The organism is Butyricimonas sp. Marseille-P2440 (assembly GCF_900091675.1).
Taxonomy (GTDB): Bacteria; Bacteroidota; Bacteroidia; order Bacteroidales; family Marinifilaceae; genus Butyricimonas; species Butyricimonas synergistica.
The window spans coordinates 1,357,898-1,375,014 of the sequence record NZ_LT594610.1; the positions used below are offsets into that span (position 1 = coordinate 1,357,898).

Below are 17,117 nucleotides of genomic sequence, written 5' to 3' on the forward strand. Positions count from 1 at the left end.
TTAGTATTATGGCTTTATTTAAATCATTTTTGTTAGGAGATGTGAGAAAATCAGTGGCTAACGTGACGATGTACGCCGGGGCAAACGGGTATAGCATCGCCCGGGGAAAGAGAAGCACGGTGCGTAACCCGAAGACTCCCGGGCAGTTGACCCAGCGGGCAAAGCTGAAGGCACTGGAGGAAACTTCGCGGTATTTTGCCCCGGCTGCAGCACTCGGTTTCCCGGGACGCAAGGGGGGACGCACGTTCTATAACGCCTTCGTGCAAAATAACATGGAGGCAGTGACGGTGGACGAGAATTACGTGCCGACGGTTGACCACGAGAAGCTCAAATGTGCCGCGGGTTCTTTACAAAACTGCAAGGTGACGGTCACCGTGAACGAGGAAAGTCACAAGGTTATTGTTTCGCAAGAGGCACAAACCCGATGGAATGCGGTAGCCAACCCGACAGACGTGTTGCACGTGGTGGTCTACGAGAAGACCGGGAAGACGATGATCGTGGAACCTTGCCGGAGCCGCCAGGAAGCCGGTTCAACGTCGATCGCGATGGACGAGGGGTGGAGCAAAGAAAATCTCGTGTTTTACGCTTTCATGTTGTCGAAAGATAAGCGGAAAGCATCGAATAGCGTGGTGGTTCAACCGGAATAGAGTTTTTTCCCCGCCAGTTGAGAGGCTGGCGGGGAATTTTTTATTATATTCGCGGTGCGAACACGTGTAGTTGAAAATAAACAAATAAAACGCATGGCTATAGTATTCTATCAAAAAGATGCAACAGTGTATGCCGTACACTATAAAGAAGCGGAAAATCCTTTAGACGTAAGTAAGTTAGAATGGTTGTTCAGCGGGGCGAAGAAGGTGGAGAATGATGTGATGGATAACTTTTTCGTGGGACCCCGTCGGGAAATGATTACCCCTTGGAGCACGAATGCCGTGGAGATTACCCAGAACATGGGTATTTCCGGGATATTGAGAATCGAGGAATTTACTCGCGTTGAAGATGAGAAAGCTGCTTTTGACCCGATGCTTCAAGCATTTTACAAGGGGTTGAACCAAGATACATTCACGATTGACAAGAAGCCGGAGCCGATAGTGTATATCGAGGATATCCGGGCATATAATAAACAGGAAGGGTTGGCGTTGAACGAGGACGAGATTTCCTATCTTGAGGGTTTGAGCAAGAAATTGAATCGCCGGTTAACGGATTCGGAGGTGTTCGGTTTCTCGCAAGTGAATTCGGAGCATTGCCGCCACAAGATTTTTAACGGCAGGTTTATTATTGACGGGGAGGAACAGGAAGAAAGCCTGTTTGCCATGATCAAGAAAACGTCCAAAACGAACCCGAACCGGATTGTATCGGCTTACAAGGATAACTGCGCTTTTATCGAGGGACCTGCCAGCGTGCAATTTGCCCCAGTGTCGCAAGATAAGCCGGATTTCTACACGCAGAAAGATATTGACACGGTGATTTCGTTGAAAGCGGAAACGCATAATTTCCCAACCACGGTAGAGCCTTTCAACGGGGCCGCGACAGGTACGGGAGGTGAGATCCGCGACCGTATTGCCGGGGGACAGGCTTCGCTTCCGTTAGCGGGAACGGCTGTTTACATGACTTCATATCCCCGTTTGGATGCCGATCGCCCGTGGGAGCAAGTGATTGATCCCCGGAAATGGTTGTACCAGACACCGGAAGATATATTGATTAAGGCTTCTAACGGAGCTTCTGATTTCGGTAACAAGTTCGGGCAACCGTTGATCGTGGGTTCCGTGCTGACTTTCGAGCACGAGGAACACGAGAAAACGTATGGTTACGATAAAGTGATTATGCAAGCCGGCGGAGTCGGATTCGGAAATAAGGATCAAGCTATTAAGCATACGCCGGAAGTGGGCGAGCAGGTTGTGCTGTTGGGAGGTGACAATTACCGTATCGGTATGGGCGGCGGAGCCGTTTCATCTGTTGACACGGGTGTGTATGCCAACGCTATCGAGTTGAATGCCGTGCAACGTTCCAATCCGGAAATGCAACGCCGGGTATGCAATGCCATCCGTTCCATGGCGGAATGCAACGAGAACCCGATCGTGTCTATCCATGACCATGGTGCCGGGGGACACTTGAATTGTTTGTCCGAGTTGGTGGAAGAAACGGGAGGTTTGATCCATTTGGATAAATTGCCCGTGGGCGACCCGACACTTTCTGACAAGGAGATCGTGGGGAATGAATCACAAGAACGCATGGGACTCGTGATGAAGTCCGAGGACGTGGCAACTTTACAACGGGTTGCTGACCGTGAGCGTGCGCCAATGTACGTGGTGGGGGAAACCACCGGAGACCACCGTTTCGTGTTCGAGGACGGGAAGACCGGGGAGAAGCCGATCGATCTGGAGATGACCGATATGTTCGGGAATCCTCCGAAGACGATCATGGAGGACAAGAGTGTAAAAGAACATTTTGCAGAAATTGAATATAGTGCCGATAAGGTTGAAGAGTATATCGAGCAAGTGTTGCAGATCGAGGCGGTAGCTTGTAAAGACTGGTTGACGAATAAGGTTGACCGCTCCGTGTCGGGCAGGGTGGCTCATCAACAGTGTGCCGGACCGTTGCAGTTGCCGTTGAACGATTTGGGTGCCGTGGTACTCGATTATCACGGGGAGAGAGGAATCGCAACTTCTATCGGTCACGCTCCGGTTGCCGCTTTGGCTAATCCGGCTAACGGTTCTCGTTTGGCTATAGCGGAGGCTTTGACCAACTTGGTTTGGGCTCCTATCGAACAAGGTTTGCGGGGAGTTTCCCTGTCGGCTAACTGGATGTGGCCTTGCAAGAATGCCGGGGAAGATGCCCGGTTGTATAAAGCCGTGCAGGCTGCCAGTGATTTCGCGATAGAATTGGGTATCAATATCCCGACGGGGAAGGATTCGCTTTCTATGACGCAGAAATACGGCAAAGACAAGGTGTATGCCCCGGGTACGGTGATTATTTCTACCGTGGGGGAAGTGATCGACGTGAAGAAGATTGTTTCTCCGGTATTGAAAGCTGATAAAGACACGGAGATCGTGTATATCGATTTCTCGTTTGACAAATTGAAGTTAGGTGGCTCCAGTTTTGCCCAGATCTTGAATAAGGTGGGTAAAGAAACTCCGGACGTGAAGGATGCCGATTATTTCGGAAACGCGTTTACTGCCGTTCAGCGTTTGGTGAACGAGGGATACGTGCTTGCCGGACATGATATTTCAGCGGGAGGTATGGTAACCGCTTTGCTTGAGATGTGTTTTGCCGACAATCGCCTGGGATTGGATATTGATTTCTCTTATCTGGCGGAAAAGGATATCGTGAAGATATTATTTGCCGAGAATCCGGGTGTATTGGTACAGATCAAGGATTGTAAGAAAGTTGCCGCTATTCTGGATGAAGCGGGTGTCGCTTATAATTTCTTGGGACGTTTGGGTAAAGCCGGGAAATTGAATATCAAGAAAGATGCTACCGCGTTGAATCTCGACATCGCATCATTGCGGGATCTTTGGTTCAAGACTTCTTACCTGTTGGATCGTCGCCAGAGTGGCAATGAATTGGCACTTGAAAGATTCAAAAACTATAAACATCACGAATTGAAATACAAGTTCTCCCCATCGTTCACGGGAAAATTGGCACAATACGGGCTGGATCGCAACCGCACGAAGCCTTCGGGCATCAAGGCGGCTATTATCCGGGAAAAGGGATGCCAGTGCGAGCGGGAAACGGCTTGGGCAATGCATCTTGCCGGTTTCGACGTGAAGGACGTGCACATGACGGACTTGGTCAGTGGGCGTGAAACATTGGAAGACGTGAATTTGATCGTGTTCGTGGGAGGTTTCTCCAATTCGGATGTGCTTGGTTCGGCAAAAGGTTGGGCGGGTGCATTCAAGTATAACGAGAAGGCACGTGTTGCCCTGGAGAAATTCTACAAGCGTGAAGACACGTTGAGTTTGGGGATTTGTAACGGTTGCCAGTTGATGGTAGAGTTGGATTTGATCTATCCGGAGCACAAGGAGAAGGCAAAGATGTTGCATAATGATTCTCATAAATTCGAGTCGGCATTCTTGAGCGTGGACATCGAGGAAAATGATTCCGTGATGTTGAAGACATTGGCTGGCACTCGTCTGGGAATCTGGGTAGCTCATGGAGAAGGGAAATTCTACTTGCCTTATGGTCAGGAGGAATACAATATCCCGGTACGTTATTCACATGACACGTACCCGGCTAACCCGAACGGTTCGCCGTTTGCCACTGCCGCAATATGCAGTAAGGACGGGCGCCATTTGGCAATGATGCCTCACTTGGAACGTTCTCTTCAACCTTGGAACTGGGCGTACTATCAAGAAGGGCGCGAAAATGACGAGGTTAGTCCCTGGATCGAAGCATTCGTGAACGCACGTTTGTGGGTAGAAAAGCAGAAAGGACGTTAGTTAAGTCTATAAAATCCGTAAGGTCTATAAAGTCCGTAAAGTCAAAGGAATATTCCATACGACTTTACGGACTTGTTTTATTTTTTTCTTTAAATTATTATTCTATATTTGTAGAATATAGATACAAATACCTTCGCTTATGGTTGCAATCTTACACATGATTCGCTTTTTCCTGTTGTTAGGAATAGGTTTGGCTATTGTCCCGGAAGTCGGTGCACAGTCCCGCCGGAAAGTAGATGCCGAAGAAACAGGGAGTCGCATTGTGGGACGGGATTATGAGCGTCAAACTAATATCGAGGGGCGTGAAATTATACTGGACGGGATTGTACGCCATATGTTCCCGGATACGGTGAAATCTTCGCTTTTCGTGCAATTGGACAGATTGTCTAAATCGGGTAACCTGTTGAACGCGGGAGTACTTTTAGCCGTGGATACGGATAGCGAGAAAGTATTGTGGTACCAGAAAGTGAATAACGAGCACGAGGAATTGAATCCTATTGGAAGTATATTTTTGTCTGAAGTGAGTGGTCGTACAAAATGTTATGATCGTACTAGCGGAAAAATTTTGTGGGAACTTAAAAACCATTTCTCGCACGCTAGTGAAGAATGGGGTGTTGCAATAGGGTATAAATCAGCTTCCCTACAAACGATACATCCCAAGTTGCAGGGAGTGGACGTGAAAACCGGAAAGGTATTATGGGAGCATTCTTTGTACTCGAAATACGGTTGGACGGAAATAAACGGGACGGATGATTCCCTTTTGCTCGTGATTTCCGATGCCTTGTACTCGATTAACGTGAAGAACGGAAAGACCTGGCGTCACGAAATATTCATGAAAGATTTGAAATTCGAGAAGGGAAAAGAAGAATTGATGCAGAGTCTTGTGTCGAATATATATGTCGATGATCACAAAATTTACGTGGCTTCGTGCGATCGACTGTTTTGTCTGGACAAGGATGGAAAAGTGTTGTGGTTTCAAGGGGTTCCTCGCAAAATGACCGGACAATCTCTATTATTCGGTCATGGCGATAAGTTGTATATGGTTAGCCTGGGTTATGGTAAGGTCGGGAGTCTTTATCCCGTGTGGGGGGCGGCGTATATCGCTTCGTTTAACAAGAAAACGGGATTGCAAAATGCGTATTCGGCTTATCCCCGGGAATTTGGTAAAATAAATTACGTGCACTTGAAAGGGGATAAACTGTACACTTTATTTGAAAAGTATATGCTTCAGTTTCCGATAGATGATATTCGGAAGATCTCGTCCCTCAGTTTTAAATATGACCAGGAAAAAGATGCTATGAAGTATTTGGTCAGCGACAAAGTGTTTGTGCCAGACAATGCTTTATACAAAAGTTTGTTCGAAATTGATTCTACCAAGACTTACGTGTACACGAACAAGCAGGAGATATTGTGTATAAACGCGGATTTGAAGTCTTACGAGAAATTGAAGGCGGGGCAATATTGGGTTAGTTACATGGATTATCAAGATTATCATTTTCTGGTAAACGAGGATGAAACATTAGTTGTCAATCCCCGGGGAGAACTTGTGGCGCATCTCCGGATGGGAAAACAGACTGTACGAGTGGGGAATAAACTTTTTGACGCTCAAAATAACCGGATTGTGATTGTAGATTTAGAAAGTATCATAAGGTAAACGAGGAAAATTTTGTACTTTTGCCCCTGTAGTTGAAAACGTGCAATAATCATTCGATATATGGAATTACTGAAAAGAAGGATATTACAGGATGGCAAATGCTTTGAAGGGGGAATTTTGAAAGTGGATAGTTTTATTAATCACCAGATGGACCCGATTCTGATGAAATCCATCGGGGTGGAGTTCGTGAGGCGTTTTGCCAATAAGGATTTCAACAAGGTGATGACGATAGAGGCGAGTGGTATTGCTCCGGCGATCATGGTGGGCTATCTTTTGGAGTTGCCGGTGGTCTTCGCGAAGAAAAAGCAACCGAAGACGATGGAAAACATGATCTCCACGACCATCCGGTCTTTCACGAAGGACAGAGAATACAATGTTTGTATCAGCCGGGATTTTTTGAAAGAGGGGGATCGAGTTCTTTTTATTGATGATTTTTTGGCGAACGGGAATGCCGCGAATGGCATTATTGATTTGATAGAACAGGCGGGTGCTGAACTCGCGGGCATGGGATTCATTATAGAGAAGGCTTTCCAACATGGGGGGGACTTGCTGCGGGAGCGAGGCGTGCATATCGAGTCGTTGGCAATTATTGACAGTTTGGATAACTGCCAGATTAAAATTCGATAACCCGAGCTAGCCATGAGCATGAATAAACAGGAGAGTTCTGCCATCCCTATAAAAACAATCTATTTAGGTTGTTATTTTAATAATTAATATGAGTATAGAAGAAATTTTTCCGTTAGCCGTTGAGTTCAGGCGTTATTTCCACCAGCATCCGGAGTTTGCGATGCAGGAAGTGGAAACACAACGCTATATTGTAAGTGTATTGGATAGGTACGAAATCCGATATTGTACAGTTGGAACCGGTATTATCGCGATGATCGGGCAAGGGGAGAAGTGCGTGGCTATCCGGGCGGATATGGATGCCTTGAAAGTGACGGAAGAAACCGGGTTGCTTTATTGTTCTCTCCAGCCGGGGATGATGCACGCTTGCGGGCACGATATGCACATGGCTATGGTGTTAGGGGCAGCTATTGTATTAAAATCAAGGGAGCGGGAATTGCAGGGTGTCGTGAAAGTGGTTTTCCAGCCCAGCGAGGAAAAACGACCGGGAGGGGCTCGTCTTCTGCTGCCTGAATTGTTGAAAGATCCCGTGCCACAAGCTATATTCGGGCAACACGTTTTCCCGAATCTCCCGACAGGAACAATAGGCATTCGACCAGGGGCATTTTTTGCCTCTTCCGATAACATTATTTTTTCCGTGGAAGGAAAGGGTACTCATGCGGCAATGCCCCACATGGGGTCTGACCCGATACTGGCAACGGCTTGTTTGATACAATTTTACCAGACGTTGGTCACGAAATTCCGTGATCCATTGATTCCCGCGGTGATTTCAATCACTTCCGTGCACGGCGGGACGTGTAATAACGTGATTCCGGATAAGGTGGAAGTATTGGGGACGGTCCGGACGCACGATAACGTTTTGCGTTACCGGATATTCGAGTTGATAGAGGAGAAGTCCAAAGAGATTTGCGATTTATACGGGTGTACTTTCACGATGGATAAGACTTGGAATGGCTTGCCCGTACTCGTGAACGACGAACGATTGACTAAATTTGTCGAGCAGAATGCCCGGGAACTTCTTGGGGAAGAGAATGTGATTCCCATGAATCATCTTACCCTGGGAGAGGATTTCGCTATCTATCTGGAAAAGATTCCCGGAGCCTTTTGGGTACTGGGAGTTCGCCCACCGGAACAGGAAAGCCTGCCCCCGTTGCATAATCCGAAGATGTCACCGGATGAGAATGCCATAAGAACGGGGATCGCCTTGATGGTGGAGAACTGTTTACGGGTATTTTAACAGGGAGAAGGGTACAATAAATCCCGGCAATCGTGAGATAAACCGGGATTTATGAATGATGGGGAAATCTTTATTGCGCCAGATCAATTTCTATGGCTGCCGGGTATAGTCTTGCCGGGTCAAAGAATGTTGCACAGCTATTTACAATATGCTTGAGTTCCGGTTTGACTTTACCTTTGAAAACTTCTTTCCCGTTGACCGTCAAGGTGATTTCTTTATCCAGATTTACCAATTCATCGCATAGATAAATGATTACTTTACCTTTCGTGGCGGGTTGATAAGTCTTGTCAAATTTCAACTGAATACCCCATTGCGGGTCGATCTCCGTTGCTTTGTATGTGACAAGATCAACTTTAAGAGTGATGCTGTTATCTTGGATATTCATTTCGTAGTAAGTGCGGGAGGTATCATCATTGTTGGAACGCTCTTTTACGACTAGATTGTAAAATCCGTCACGATATAATCCGTCCATCTCGAAATTCTCCCAGCTTACAAATTTCGGGTAAGGGTTGCGGGTATATTCTTTTAACCACGGGGTCGTGGGGCGATAATCGATACCGTGTCCCATACCCGGGATGAGTTCTATTTTATGAATGAAGCTTCCCGAGTTCAATTTTTGTAACCGGTCAAATTCATCTTTCGTGTATTGCGTGAGTTTATTCCGGTAGAAACCCACATCTTTTGCTCCCGTGCGTAATGAAAAAGCGATGTTCCTGCAATTTTCCACGGGGGCATTTTTAAGAGGTTCGCCTCCAGCCATAGGACCGGCTCCGGCTAAATAGTCGGCATAGAACGAGGCAAGCCGTTGGCTGCCATATCCGCCTTCCGAAATACCGAAGAAATATACTTTATTCGGGTTGATTTTCCCGGAAACAAAAGCCAGACGCAACATCTTTTCCCATGCAAATTGTTTTGCCTTTTGCCACCAACGGTAGTAATCGCCCATGTTGGGGATTTGAGGAATGAAATACACGGAGGGGGCATCATCGAATCTCTGACATATAGAGAGTCCGGTTTGCCATTCACTGTCTTTGTGTCCTGAACCGTGCGTGTACAAGTACAGCGGGTAACCGCCTTCAGGCATAGCATCCCCTTTGATTCCCCAGTAATAAGGCATAATCGCATTGGGTTCAAGGGTCTTGGGAAGAGTCCATTTGCCGGATTTTGCCAATTCCAGTTTTTCAAGGTTAATAAGTTTCTCTTCCCTGAAATTATTGTTTGCTTCTTTCCAAGCCGCCCACACGAGAGCCTGCATTTTTTTCGTATCGGAGGGTTTGATCGTTGTTTTGCTTTCAAAAGAATCCTCTTTACCGGAGAGATAATCAGAAAAGAAGGCAGTTATCTTTGCTTTTGTTTTCAGATCCTGTTTTTTCAAAGGCACGTCCTGCGCCATACTGTTGCTAGGGAGGATAAAAGCAAATAGTAAACCTAGCACACCAAGTGAATAAGCCGATATTTTCATTTGTTATTGAGTTTTTTAATTGCTACAAAACTACAAATAATTTGAATAAATATAGGTTTTATAGGCTTAAATGAAGAAAGTCCGAGAGCCATAGACTCCCAGACTTCCGATTTATACTAACCTAAAACTATTTATTTGTAGATTTTCCCGGTGAGTTCACCACGAAGAACCATCAAGCCGTTCATTGCCAAGGCTCTCATTTCATCTTCGCCGCCGTAAGCTTTCACGGGAGCGATGAAACCTACCATTTCTTTCACGTAATCCACGAGGAAGGGGTTGTAGGCGATACCCCCTGTCAACAGGATACCATCCACTTTACCTTTCAGCACGGCAGCCATTGCCCCGATAGCTTTACCTACCTGGTAAGACATGGCGTCTTGGATCAGTTTATATTTCGGGTCTTCCTTTGCTTTCATTTCTACCTCGTAAGCGTCATTCGTTCCCAAGTGAGCTACCAGACCACCCTCGCCTTTAATTATTTTCTTTATTTCTGCTTCCGTTTTGGTCCCGCTAAAGCAAAGTTTCACGAGTTGTCCCGTGGGAAGCGAACCCGAACGTTCGGGGGAGAAAGGACCGTCGCCGTCTAAAGCGTTGTTCACGTCAATCACCCGTCCTTGCAAGTGTGCCCCGACAGAAACGCCGCCACCCAAGTGAGCCACGATCAAGTTTGTTTCCTCGTATTTTTTCCCGATCTCTTTGGCATAAGTGCGGGCGATCGCTTTTTGATTTAAAGCGTGAAAAATGGAAACTCTCTTGAATGCAGGGTGACCGCTGATACGTGCCACGTCCTGTAATTCATCAACGACAACCGGATCGGCGATATATGCTTTTGCTCCATTTTCAAGCGATTTAGCGATATCGTTTGCGATCAGACCTCCTAAATTAGAAGCGTGCTCACCCATCGGAGGATTATTCAAGTCATGAATCAATGCTTCATTTACCTCGTACACACCTGATTCGATAGGTTTAACTAAACCACCTCTTCCAACGATTGCGTTGATTTCGTTAATATCAAATCCGGCACTCTTTAACTCGGAAAGAATGATGTCTTTACGGAATTGGAATTGAGAAGCCACGTTGTCGAATTTGGCAATCTCCTCTGCAGAATGTTTAATGTTCTTTACAAACTTCTCGTTCTCGTCCTCGAAGATAGCGATTTTCGTGGATGTAGAACCCGGGTTAATCGCGAGAATTTTAAATGACATAGTATTAAATGTTATCTTTGTATTAATAATTATTCTTTTTCGCACGTTTTGAGGCTGCAAAATTTATAAATTGTAAGCAAAACTCAAAGGAAAAGTGATAATTTATTTATTATAGAGAATCAATCCGAATAAGCGGAGGTGTACAGGGTGTCAATAAGTGCCTGTGTCGCTATTTTTAAGTAGTGGGAAGCATTCGTGATGGAGTCGTTCACCGAACGGGCGTAGTGGATTAAAGTAAATATTTGGTCAAAATAAGGGGTTACTTGTTTGTCCGAAAGTCCGGTGATGGCGTAAACAGGTACTCCTTGTTGTTTACAAAGGGAAGCAACGGTACCCGGAATCTTGCCGTAGAGCGATTGTAGGTCTATTTTTCCCTCTCCGGTGATGACGACTGCCGCCCCGGCTAAATGTTCGTGGAAACGGGCGAGAGAGAGGCAATATGATGAACCGGATACAAGATCGGCGTCCAACAGGGCGTACATGGCTGCCGTGATGCCTCCGGCTGCGCCCCCGTGTTTCAAGTGAAGTACTTCTTTGCCTGTTTTCATGTGCAATAAGTCCGCAAAATAATGCAATTGCTTGTCTAGCATGACAACTTGCCCGGGGGAGGCTCCTTTTTGTGGTCCGAACACGGCTGCCGCCCCTTCAGCGCCACAAAGCAGGTTGTCTACATCACACAGGATCGTGATGTGAATATCCTTAAACTTATCCTGTAAAAAATCAATATTAATATCCTTAATATCTGTAATATAATTATTGTTCAAACTATCCCCGTTTACAATTGTCAACCCCATTTCCCGAAGGGCTCCCGTGCCACCGTCAACGCTGGCACTTCCCCCAACGCAGAGGATTAATTCCTTTGCCCCGTGTGCAATTGCGTGATTAATTAATACCCCGAATCCGGCAGTGTTCGTGTTTAGAATGTCGTATTCCTCCCGTTTCAAATGTTTTAAGCCACAGGCAGCCGCCAGTTCTATGATCGCGGTATCTTCATGCCTGTAATAGAATGCCATGCGTTCCCTTCCCAACGCATCTTTGGTGATAGTCTCGACTGGAATGGCTTTCATGTACCAGGCTATGATTTCGGCAGTCCCATCTCCGCCATCTCCGAGGGGAAGCGACAGAGTGGACAAGCCGCATTTCTCGAATTCAGCCTCGACTATTTTACAGAAGTCAAAAGCACTTAAACTCCCTTTGAAGGCGTTGGGTGCTAGTAAGACATGGCGTCCATGCAAGAAATTCATAGCTTCAAATTTTCTGGCGTGGGTGGACCGAATTTGGGACTTTCCTCGTTGGCAAGTAATTTCTTTTGGTCGTGGTAGTTCTTGCAATATGCCGGGTCGAACAAATTGCGGTCCGGCCATTCTTTTACCCGGTTCATTGCTTGATAGATCATGCGTTCGATTTTCTGTGGGAAATGAGGTCCTGTCCAGTTGCTCGTGTTCGTGATAAAAGCCCAAGAAAAGCCATCGTGCTGGCGTTTAAGCATGGCACTGGTGCCCGCCAGCGTACCGGAACGTAACCAATCCCCGCGGTTGTTCGCTTTCATCCAGCCGATAGGCAGGGAGAAGCCCGGGCAACTGACCATCGTTTCGACACTGCTTTCACTTAAAATGTCCGGATAGGTGTCATCCCCGTCAATGGAAGCCAGGAAGCACAATAATTCGGTAGGAGAGGCGACCCATCCGCCAGCCCCGTAAAGGGCTTCTATGTTGTTGCCCCCGTTACTGCGCGGGAGCAAAGTATCCCTTCCGTCACACGACTGAATGAGATCGGCATCCGCTTGTTCATAATAACGCACTTCATTCAGATAACGTTCTTCGTACAGGTTTCGAGCCAGATGCATATCGTAGCATCCTGCCGGAATCAATATGCTGTCTTGAATGAAACGTTCGTATTCTTCCCCGGCAACCTGTTCGATGACCTTGGTCAATATCCCGTAACCCACGTTAGAGTAGTTCGTGCTTGTACCCGGAGTGAATCCTAATCTTCTGGATAACACGAATTTTATGATTGTATTCAGATCGGCTGGCGCGGGAACATCCATTTTCTTGGCGATGTCCACGGGTTTGAACATCGGGTCGCCGTAACGGGCGGAAAAACCTCCCTGGTGGCGAAGTAAATTCTCCACGGTAATATTCTTTGTCCTCTTATCCTTGATCGGGTAATAGAGCGTCGTGTCGTTCAATATGCCGTCTTCCCCGAACACCTTGTCATCCAATGATAATTTACCGTTCTCGACCAGCTTCATGATGCCTGCCGCGGTGATTAACTTGGAAACGGAAGCAATACGGAAAATATGTTTCACGTCTGTTTTTATTCCGTTTTCTTCATCGGCGTACCCGTATCCTTTGCTGTAAATCAATTTACCGTCTTTCATGATAGCCAATGATGCCCCTTTTATTTCCCATTGATTCATAAATCGTTGAATGGTTTGATCTAAACGTTTCGTTTCGTCTAAATCGGAAAATTCGTTGGTGAATAAATCATGAATGGCTGTAACCAGCGTATCTTGAGGGGGAGCCTGCTCGTCCTGAAACTTCTCGGGGTGAGATTTCCAGGGAATGATAACAAGTACGAGAAGTAGTAATATAAGTATTATCGTGTATTTCATTATATGCTATTAAAAAATCAAAGCGTAACATTCTAGAAGAAAAGAACATTACGCTTGCAATATTAAGAAAAATGTATTTTTTATCAAAGCAAATCCATGTAAAACAGTTTTAAAAATTCTTGCTTAACAAATCGAAGTAGCGTTCCATGACCTTCACAAGCAAGGGATGGCGCGGGTTGAAGGTGATTTTGTCGATATGCAGGATGGGCAACACGAGCGGGGAAGTACCCGTGATAAAAGCGGCGTCATAAGCGGATAATTCCTTGTAAGCCACTCTTTTTTCTTCAACGGGTATGCTGTTTTCCTCGCAGATCGTCAATACACGTTTACGGCTCGTGCCGGGCAGTACGTGGGGAAGCGGGGCCGTGTACAGGGTGTTGTCTTTGATGAAGAACACGTTGGAACGGGAACCTTCCGTGATATATTCCTCTTTATCGATAAGCAGCACCTCGTAAACTCTTTGTTCCTGCATGATCTTGTTGGTCATTTCCCGCAAACCGGAATTGATGTATTTCACCTCGGCATTTTCCCGCATGGCACGGCAAGTAACCGTTTCTATTCCATGTTGATAGGCTTCTTCCGTCGGGTAGGAGTGTTTGATCTGGTAGACATACTCGTCGATGCCCGAGGGGGAAACGTGCAACACGTATTTTATATTACCTTCCTTGATGTGTTCGAGGTCTATCAGACGATTCAATTTCCCTTCTACATTCAAATCGGCAATATCGATCTTCAGGCCTGATTTTTTAATTGAATTGTCAAGTCTTAAAATATTGTCATGCAGAAATATAACTTTTCCCCGGAAGACCCGGCAAACCTCGTAAAGACTTAATCCGTGGTTCAAGATTTCCTCGGAATATTCTTTATTGTCAATCGGTTCGTTGTTAAATAGCATCATAATTTATCTCCTTTTATTGCAGCGCAAATTTATGCTTTAAAACGATTATCCGGACGGAAAAGTTCATAAAAATAATATGTACTTTTATCTCTCTTTCGGAACACCCCGTGAATATTTGTAACTTTCGATTATTCGCATTACTTTTGACTAACGTATGGAAACAGAAGAACAAATAGAAAGAATCGAGCATTTTTTACGTGAAGTGGTTGAAAAAGAGATCGCTAAATTGCAGAATGCCGGGCTATCATATATGCAATTTGTCATCATGGGGCAGGCGGTCGAAGTACTGGGAAGCTTTCTGGACAACAAACCCATGAAAGCAAAAGGGCAATCGGCAAAACGTTTTTCCCTTGCCGTGAAGAAATTGTTCGGAGGACGTTATCGACTGTTAAATGATAATTGTTTCTTGTATGATAAACTACGCAACCAAATGACTCATACCTTTATTCCCGGGAGTGATTTAATATTATTGAACCAATCGGGGAATAGCATGGGATACAAACATTTACAAATGATCAACGGGAGATTAGTATTGATTTCAGAGGATTTTCACGAGGATATATGCAAGGCGAGCGAGCGTTTGCTGGAAGCTTTGAAAAGTGGTGTCTTACCTCCTAAAAATATTGCTTATTAATTATGGAACAGGAGAAAATTATATTGATCGGTGCGGGAAATGTGGCACATCATTTGGCTTCAGCTTTGTTGAAAGCGGGCGAGAACCTATGCCAGATATATAGCCGCACGATCGAGTCCGCCCGTGCGTTAGGTGTAAAAACAGGTATATCCTACACGGCGGAAATCGGGGAGATATACCCGGATGGTGATATTTATATATTTTGTGTAAGTGACGATTCGTTATCGTCTTTATTGAAGACGGTTAGGATAAAATCGGAAGCACTCTTGTTACATACTTCCGGAAGCTTGCCGATGGATGTATTGAAACCTTTCTCAAAGCATTACGGGGTAATCTATCCGGTGCAGACTTTTTCCAAGAAAAGAGATTTGGACTTCGACGAGATACCTTTGTGCATAGAGGGTTGTTCTTCAAGTGTTTCAGGTAAAATCAAAATATTAGCGGAGAAGTTATCGAGTAAGATTCATGCTATAAATTCACAGCAACGCAAAGAATTGCACCTTGCCGCCGTGTTTGCTTGTAATTTCCCGAACTACTTGTACGGCGTGGCAGGGAAATTGCTTGAAGAAAATGGATTATCGTTCGCGATGTTACGCCCCTTGATTTTCGAAACGGCGCATAAAGTGATGCTTCTGACACCCGAGGAAGCCCAAACCGGACCCGCTAAACGGGGTGACGAGAGTATCATGAATATGCACAAGAGTATGTTGAAGCAAGATAAGGAATTATTGAAAATATACACGTTACTGTCGGAGGGTATCAAGGAAGCACAGGTGAAGGAGAGTACGGATGAGCCCAAGACGTCGTCATCAGAGATTAATGATATGCCTACATTATGGTAGATAATATAAAAACAATATAACATGAAACTGTTCAAAGAGGAATTGAAAAAAGTAGAAGCTTTCGCGTTTGATGTGGATGGTGTGTTTTCTCGTCACGAGATGAATATAACCCCGGAGGGTGATTTGGTGCGGACATCCTGCACGAAAGACGGCTACGCGATGATGTATTGCGTGAAGAAAGGATACCCCGTATGTATTATTTCCGGCGGTTATGCCCCAGGAGTAAAAGAACGTTTCAACAAGCTGGGAGTTAAGGAAGTCTATTTAGGCGTGGCGAACAAAGTGGAAGCGTTGAACGAATTTCTGGAAAAATACGGCTTGAATGCCGAGAACGTGATGTACATGGGAGATGATATACCGGACTACAATGTGATGACCATCGTGGGGATGCCCGTGTGTCCGGCAGACGCTTGCGAGGAAATCAAAGCTATTTCACGGTATATCTCGGATACACCCGGGGGACTTGGTTGCGTGCGCGACGTCGTTTCCCAGGTATTGAAAGCCAAAGGAGAATGGATGGATACCCATTGCCACGTGAAATGTATGTAGTTACAAAAGATAACGTATGTTTGAAATATTCAGATTAATACGGTTAAGAACAATCGCTTTCACGGCATTCACGATGTATGCCATGCGATTTTTGGTTATTCTTCCCTTGCTGGATAAAGAGGGGGGTGATCTACAAATGCCCGAGGGTGATTTTTCACTTTTGGTCATTGCCGTGTGTTGTTTGGTATCGGCTGCCTATGTCATAAATGATTATTTTGACACGAAGGCAGACCGGATTTCCGGTAGCAGACCCGTGATCGTGGGGAAAACGATCAGTCGTCGTGCTGCAATTACCCTTCATACCCTGTTGAACATGGTTGCCGTCGGTATTGCTTATTATCTGGCTCGCAACGTTCATCATAGCGAAATCGTGTTCCTGTTTCTGGTAATTTCAGCTATCTTGTGGTTCTATTCTTCCCGTTTCAAGAAACGCTTTTTGTGGGGTAACTTGATCGTGGCTTTTCTAGCGGGGTTGATTCCCCTCACGGTGGCAACCTTTGAAATTCCTTTGCTTAACGAGGCTTATTCAGATGTCATCGTGAAAACCCAAATGGATTTTAACAACGTATTTTACTGGACTTCCTGTTTCGCTTATTTTTTGTTCTTGAATATGTTGATTTACGAGATAAACAAGGATATGTACAGCGTCAATGGCGACCGGGCAGAAGGCATCATGACCATCCCGGTAAAATGCGGTATTCCCGTGGCTCGTAAAGTTATTATCACGTTGGTAGCGGTATGTTTGATCTCTTTGGTCGTATTTTTTATCATGGAATTCAGATCTTCCGCCGTTATGTTGGTTTATTTTCTAATCGGGCTGATTGTTCCATACCTCGTGTACGGGTATTCCGTGCTGAAAAATGACAAGATGAAATTCCAGTTGAGGTTGATTCGTTTGATTATGGCCTTGTGCATTGGTATCAGCTTATTTTTGCATCACTTCTTTAATTGTCAAGCATAAA

14 protein-coding genes are annotated in these 17,117 nt (G+C 45.5%); 9 read left to right on the forward strand and 5 right to left on the reverse strand.

The window, feature by feature from the left end; genetic code table 11:
- Window positions 1-8: 8 nt before the first annotated feature.
- The 5 genes from BN8899_RS16740 to BN8899_RS16760 all read left to right on the forward strand — a co-directional run bounded on the left by BN8899_RS16740 (window position 9) and on the right by BN8899_RS16760 (window position 7,951).
- Window positions 9-647 (forward strand): DUF6266 family protein, encoded by a 639-nt coding sequence (locus BN8899_RS16740; RefSeq protein WP_065220258.1) that lies wholly within the window; start codon window positions 9-11, stop codon window positions 645-647.
- A gap of 93 nt (window positions 648-740) precedes the next feature.
- The gene (gene purL, locus BN8899_RS16745) at window positions 741-4,436 is read left to right on the forward strand and encodes a phosphoribosylformylglycinamidine synthase (RefSeq protein ID WP_065220259.1); all 3,696 of its coding nucleotides are present in this window, start codon (window positions 741-743) and stop codon (window positions 4,434-4,436) included.
- 139 nt (window positions 4,437-4,575) lie between these two features.
- Window positions 4,576-6,090: an outer membrane protein assembly factor BamB family protein gene (locus BN8899_RS16750; RefSeq protein ID WP_065220260.1), complete on the forward strand. Its 1,515-nt coding sequence runs from the start codon at window positions 4,576-4,578 to the stop codon at window positions 6,088-6,090.
- A 60-nt stretch (window positions 6,091-6,150) separates the two neighbouring features.
- Window positions 6,151-6,717 (forward strand): xanthine phosphoribosyltransferase, encoded by a 567-nt coding sequence (gene xpt / locus BN8899_RS16755; protein WP_018336389.1) that lies wholly within the window; start codon window positions 6,151-6,153, stop codon window positions 6,715-6,717.
- Between the two features lie 88 nt (window positions 6,718-6,805).
- Complete coding sequence (locus BN8899_RS16760; protein ID WP_065220261.1) at window positions 6,806-7,951, forward strand: M20 metallopeptidase family protein; 1,146 nt, start codon at window positions 6,806-6,808, stop codon at window positions 7,949-7,951.
- 70 nt (window positions 7,952-8,021) lie between these two features.
- On the opposite strand, the gene BN8899_RS16765 is transcribed toward BN8899_RS16760, so the two are convergent.
- The 5 genes from BN8899_RS16765 to BN8899_RS16785 all read right to left on the reverse strand — a co-directional run bounded on the left by BN8899_RS16765 (window position 8,022) and on the right by BN8899_RS16785 (window position 14,130).
- On the reverse strand, window positions 8,022-9,413 hold the full coding sequence (locus BN8899_RS16765; protein WP_065220262.1) for a hypothetical protein: 1,392 nt from the start codon (window positions 9,411-9,413) through the stop codon (window positions 8,022-8,024).
- 131 nt (window positions 9,414-9,544) lie between these two features.
- Entirely contained in the window at window positions 9,545-10,618 is a 1,074-nt protein-coding gene (buk, locus tag BN8899_RS16770) for a butyrate kinase (RefSeq protein ID WP_018336385.1), read from the reverse strand.
- Window positions 10,619-10,737: 119 nt separating this feature from the next.
- Complete coding sequence (locus BN8899_RS16775; protein WP_065220263.1) at window positions 10,738-11,862, reverse strand: glycerate kinase; 1,125 nt, start codon at window positions 11,860-11,862, stop codon at window positions 10,738-10,740.
- Window positions 11,859-13,232, reverse strand: a complete 1,374-nt coding sequence (locus tag BN8899_RS16780) for a serine hydrolase domain-containing protein (protein ID WP_065220264.1) — start codon at window positions 13,230-13,232, stop codon at window positions 11,859-11,861. The genes BN8899_RS16775 and BN8899_RS16780 overlap by 4 nt, the downstream gene beginning before the upstream one ends.
- 109 nt (window positions 13,233-13,341) lie before the next feature.
- Window positions 13,342-14,130 (reverse strand): aminotransferase class IV, encoded by a 789-nt coding sequence (locus tag BN8899_RS16785; protein ID WP_018336382.1) that lies wholly within the window; start codon window positions 14,128-14,130, stop codon window positions 13,342-13,344.
- A gap of 154 nt (window positions 14,131-14,284) precedes the next feature.
- Between BN8899_RS16785 and BN8899_RS16790 the strand changes: the two genes are divergently transcribed.
- Genes BN8899_RS16790 through BN8899_RS16805 form a run of 4 tightly spaced genes read left to right on the forward strand, consistent with a single transcriptional unit; the run spans window position 14,285 to window position 17,116 of the window.
- Window positions 14,285-14,764: a hypothetical protein gene (locus tag BN8899_RS16790; protein WP_065220265.1), complete on the forward strand. Its 480-nt coding sequence runs from the start codon at window positions 14,285-14,287 to the stop codon at window positions 14,762-14,764.
- Between the two features lie 2 nt (window positions 14,765-14,766).
- Complete coding sequence (locus tag BN8899_RS16795) at window positions 14,767-15,606, forward strand: Rossmann-like and DUF2520 domain-containing protein (RefSeq protein WP_065220266.1); 840 nt, start codon at window positions 14,767-14,769, stop codon at window positions 15,604-15,606.
- A 21-nt stretch (window positions 15,607-15,627) separates the two neighbouring features.
- Complete coding sequence (locus BN8899_RS16800) at window positions 15,628-16,155, forward strand: KdsC family phosphatase (protein WP_018336379.1); 528 nt, start codon at window positions 15,628-15,630, stop codon at window positions 16,153-16,155.
- Window positions 16,156-16,171: 16 nt separating this feature from the next.
- The gene (locus BN8899_RS16805; protein ID WP_065220267.1) at window positions 16,172-17,116 is read left to right on the forward strand and encodes a geranylgeranylglycerol-phosphate geranylgeranyltransferase; all 945 of its coding nucleotides are present in this window, start codon (window positions 16,172-16,174) and stop codon (window positions 17,114-17,116) included.
- The last annotated feature ends 1 nt before the right edge of the window (window position 17,117 follow it).

Excerpts from the sequence above, each read along its gene's own strand:
- BN8899_RS16775 (WP_065220263.1), bottom strand. The coding sequence starts at position 11,862 with ATGAATTTCTTGCATGGACGCCATGTCTTACTAGCACCCAACGCCTTC.
- BN8899_RS16800 (WP_018336379.1), top strand. The coding sequence starts at position 15,628 with ATGAAACTGTTCAAAGAGGAATTGAAAAAAGTAGAAGCTTTCGCGTTT.
- BN8899_RS16795 (WP_065220266.1), top strand. The coding sequence starts at position 14,767 with ATGGAACAGGAGAAAATTATATTGATCGGTGCGGGAAATGTGGCACAT.
- BN8899_RS16790 (WP_065220265.1), top strand. The coding sequence starts at position 14,285 with ATGGAAACAGAAGAACAAATAGAAAGAATCGAGCATTTTTTACGTGAA.
- BN8899_RS16760 (WP_065220261.1), top strand. The coding sequence starts at position 6,806 with ATGAGTATAGAAGAAATTTTTCCGTTAGCCGTTGAGTTCAGGCGTTAT.
- BN8899_RS16765 (WP_065220262.1), bottom strand. The coding sequence starts at position 9,413 with ATGAAAATATCGGCTTATTCACTTGGTGTGCTAGGTTTACTATTTGCT.
- BN8899_RS16750 (WP_065220260.1), top strand. The coding sequence starts at position 4,576 with ATGGTTGCAATCTTACACATGATTCGCTTTTTCCTGTTGTTAGGAATA.
- BN8899_RS16740 (WP_065220258.1), top strand. The coding sequence starts at position 9 with ATGGCTTTATTTAAATCATTTTTGTTAGGAGATGTGAGAAAATCAGTG.
- purL (WP_065220259.1), top strand. The coding sequence starts at position 741 with ATGGCTATAGTATTCTATCAAAAAGATGCAACAGTGTATGCCGTACAC.
- BN8899_RS16780 (WP_065220264.1), bottom strand. The coding sequence starts at position 13,232 with ATGAAATACACGATAATACTTATATTACTACTTCTCGTACTTGTTATC.
- xpt (WP_018336389.1), top strand. The coding sequence starts at position 6,151 with ATGGAATTACTGAAAAGAAGGATATTACAGGATGGCAAATGCTTTGAA.
- BN8899_RS16805 (WP_065220267.1), top strand. The coding sequence starts at position 16,172 with ATGTTTGAAATATTCAGATTAATACGGTTAAGAACAATCGCTTTCACG.
- buk (WP_018336385.1), bottom strand. The coding sequence starts at position 10,618 with ATGTCATTTAAAATTCTCGCGATTAACCCGGGTTCTACATCCACGAAA.
- BN8899_RS16785 (WP_018336382.1), bottom strand. The coding sequence starts at position 14,130 with ATGATGCTATTTAACAACGAACCGATTGACAATAAAGAATATTCCGAG.